This is a genomic window from Pseudanabaena sp. BC1403, assembly GCF_002914585.1.
Lineage (GTDB): Bacteria > Cyanobacteriota > Cyanobacteriia > Pseudanabaenales > Pseudanabaenaceae > Pseudanabaena.
Map to the genome: position 1 here is coordinate 1 of NZ_PDDM01000069.1, position 1,198 is coordinate 1,198.

General features: G+C 39.6%; 1 protein-coding gene. It reads left to right on the top strand.

The window, feature by feature from the left end; genetic code table 11:
- The coding region (locus CQ839_RS25405) for a hypothetical protein (RefSeq protein ID WP_181016338.1) at positions 1–1,198 on the top strand (1,198 nt) is incomplete at both ends.

A 1,198-nucleotide genomic window follows, 5' to 3' on the forward strand; every position in this document is an offset into this window, starting at 1 on the left:
CCAATTCTTAATTATTTCTTTTTAGCAAATGAAATTCTTTCAGGAAATAGCACGAAGCTGTTAGATAAGATTGTCGGGTATTGGCTCAGAAAAGAATGGTTTGAAAATTGTGAGTGTAGAAGCAATCCCCCATTAGACCCAAACGACCCAAACTATATTGATGACCCAGACTATAGAAACACGCCAGACCCAGCAATAGAAGCAGATGAGTTATGCCCTGATGGTTCAAAGAGATGTCGAAATATAACAATTTCACCTAATCCAGATGGCAGTCTCAGCAAAACTAGCTGCAAAGGATTCTACTATGCTCAAATAACTTGGTATGAGAGGACAATACCTAACAGCAATTTTCTCAATAAAAGAAATACTCAAGGCGGATATGTGACGCTTGATGTCCTACCAATTCCAGAGAATGCAAGTCAAGGGTTTTTACCATACATAAATACAAATAACTATCTAGTAACTTTTGTTGAAGATGCTAGACGGACAGAAGAAAGCCCACAGTTTCAAGTTGTTGGCTCATTTACAGGACAGGCATATTTCTCAACAGATGGTATAAACTTTTCGCCATTGACAGACAATAGAACGCCATTTACGAACTATTCAAAATGTCCAGAAACTGATCCAGATGGAGGCGGAGAGGGACAATACCCCCCTGATTTGTGCGCTATATTACCCGAATTGGAAGAATGCAATTTACCACCAGATGATCCAAACTCTGAGTGTGAGGTTGCCTATGTAATTGTTGAAGAAAATATACGGTGTACTGGTTTGCGTAAACCTATTAGGTTAGCTCTCAACATATCAGGAACTGTAGAAAATATAGAAATTCAAGAATTTAGCGAGTGTGGCAATCCCAGAAACACACAAACTTTATCCTTATTCAGTTGCTCACCTGATGAAGAACCGCCGCCTTTAACCTGTGAGGAAAGAGAGCAACTAGTAAGAGATTATGCAGTTTACATCGCGGAAAATGAGCAAGTTTACGAGGGTTTTTACCGTCCTGCAAATATTAATGACCTTGGCTTTGGGCTTGGTTTCCTGAGAAACAACACAGAGATTTATGATGCTCAATGTGATCAGGATTTTACTGAGTGGTTTACTGAAGCTTGGTATGAGCATTTTACGGTTTTTGGTTGCACTGACCCTGAGGCAACAAACTACAATCCTGATGCAACTGAAAATGATGGGAGTTGTG